Source organism: Streptomyces phaeochromogenes (assembly GCF_001418655.1).
GTDB lineage: Bacteria > Actinomycetota > Actinomycetes > Streptomycetales > Streptomycetaceae > Streptomyces > Streptomyces phaeochromogenes.
This window is the reverse complement of sequence record NZ_LIQZ01000587.1, coordinates 416-2448: the sequence shown is the minus strand read 5'-3', so window position 1 is coordinate 2448 and position 2033 is coordinate 416. Positions and strand designations below refer to the sequence as shown.

Sequence of the window (2033 nt, the reverse complement as noted above, 5' to 3'; positions counted from 1 at the left end):
GGCTTGGAGATGCCCTCCACGGCGATGGAGTCGAGCGTCTGGGCGGTGGGGCCGTCGTTGAACACGGTCGCGGAGACGACGGCGGGACCGGTCGACTCCAGCTCGGGCTGGGTCACGACGACGACACTCTGAAGCTTGATGTCACCGACGCTGGTGGCGGCGTTGTCCGGCTTGATCTCCAGCGTCTGGGCCTTGTTGCCGGCACCGCATGCGGCGAGCGAGGCGACCGAGAACGCGATGGCGGCGGCGGCGATTGTGCCGCGTCGAAGGCTGCTGCTCACGGCGGCGGCAACTCCTTGAACGTGGGCGAAGCAGAGCGGCTCCTGCATAAAGCCGCCCTAAGGGTCTGTCAGCGGCCTTAGGTTACCGAGCCGTTCCCGTGCCACCGCACCCGACCCGCCTCTAGCGGCCGGTGGGTGCTGTCCGGCCGGATCGAGCCTTCCCCTGTCCGCCCCCGTCCGCCCCTGTCTTCCACCGTTGTTCTCGCCGCTCGACGCACTCGGCGGTTGCATTGGGCGCGCACCGGTCCGCCATTCACATAAGAAGCATCGGTAAGTCGCCCGTCCGGCTCTTGCGGATATCCCGTAAGGAATGCATGGCGATCCAGGAAATCGATCTTCGCCCGGTGTTCCGTCGATCTTCCGCGGATCTTCGGTCGATCTCCGGGCTCTCTTCGGTCGATCTTCGGTCGATCTTCGGGTGACTCCCGGTCCGACTCTCCGGCTGATCTTCGACGCGCCTTCCGCCGCCGTGATCAATTCCGGATTCTCCTCGTACTCGACTCCGCTCACCGAACGGAGTAGCGGAACGTGGGCTCTCGGAACCCGACAAATCTGGACGTTCAGGCACGTGAGCGGGGTCTCGGGGTGTTGTAACGTGCGCGTTTCCCTCCGCGTGGAGAGCCGCTCCGACCTGCGAATACCGTCCTCCGCTGCCCCTCCGCAGCACGTTCATGTCGCGATTGTCAAGCCCCGAGATATGCCCTGACCTGCGAAAACGCCATTCAGAACACGCGGTTTCCGTGTTACCCTGGATAGCCACGGAAGGGGTACCTGTCACATGACGTTCAAGGTTGGCGACACCGTGGTCTATCCCCATCACGGGGCCGCGCTGATCGAGGCTATCGAAACTCGCCAGATCAAAGGCGTGGACAAGACCTACTTGGTGCTGAAGGTCGCCCAGGGTGACCTGACGGTACGTGTGCCAGCGGACAATGCGGAGTTCGTCGGCGTACGTGATGTGGTCGGTCAGGACGGGCTGGACCGGGTCTTCGAGGTACTGCGCGCGCCGTATGCCGAGGAGCCCACGAACTGGTCGCGTCGTTACAAGGCAAATCTCGAGAAGCTCGCCTCCGGCGATGTCATCAAGGTTGCGGAAGTGGTCCGTGACCTGTGGCGTCGTGAGCGCGAGCGTGGACTCTCCGCCGGCGAGAAGCGCATGCTCGCCAAGGCCCGCCAGATCCTGGTGAGCGAGCTCGCCCTCGCGGAGAACACGAACGAGGACAAGGCCGAGGCACTGCTCGACGAGGTCCTCGCGTCCTGACGCCCGTCCGCGCTCTGATCGCTTTCTGACCAGAGGCGAAACGAGTGGTTCGGCGCAATGAAATGCCGCGGTGCCCGATGACGTATCCATTGTCGCCGGGCGCTGCGGCATGTTCGTACCCGGATACCTTGCTCTCGGTGCTCCAGAACATTCATGGCCGATTTCTCGGCGAACATTCACGGCCCCGATACTTGGCGTGCCGGGCCCGGGCAGCGGCTCGACCGAATGTCACGGAAGGGTCCGGTCAAGGCGTCGCGCCCGGCACTCCCCCAACCTTCGGTCGGGGGTACCACGCCCAGGCCATACCCACGTCGGCCGAGCATACAAACCTGACAGGAACCGATGTCTGACGATTCGCGCCCTTCGCCGTCCGAGGCCCGTACGGCGGCCGTGATTCCGGCCGCCGGCCGGGGCGTACGCCTTGGTCCGGGCGCTCCCAAAGCGCTTCGCGCGCTGAATGGCACCCCCATGCTCATCCACGCGGTGCGCGC

Annotated in this window: 2 protein-coding genes and 1 pseudogene; 2 read left to right on the top strand and 1 reads right to left on the bottom strand. The window is 65.0% G+C overall.

Features of this window, described 5'->3' with window-relative positions; translation table 11 throughout:
* Positions 1-281: pseudogene (locus AOK17_RS53215) on the bottom strand (DUF461 domain-containing protein); the annotation flags it as partial.
* Between the two features lie 778 nt (positions 282-1059).
* Here AOK17_RS53215 and AOK17_RS46210 point away from each other — a divergent pair.
* Together AOK17_RS46210 and AOK17_RS53210 are read left to right on the top strand one after the other, a co-directional pair.
* Positions 1060-1542: a CarD family transcriptional regulator gene (locus AOK17_RS46210; RefSeq protein WP_003953493.1), complete on the top strand. Its 483-nt coding sequence runs from the start codon at positions 1060-1062 to the stop codon at positions 1540-1542.
* Between the two features lie 342 nt (positions 1543-1884).
* On the top strand, positions 1885-2033 hold a 149-nt coding region (locus AOK17_RS53210; RefSeq protein WP_245697853.1), incomplete at its 3' end, for a 2-C-methyl-D-erythritol 4-phosphate cytidylyltransferase.

Coding starts and splice junctions, on each gene's coding strand:
- AOK17_RS46210 (WP_003953493.1), top strand. CDS start 1,060: ATGACGTTCAAGGTTGGCGACACCGTGGTCTATCCCCATCACGGGGCC.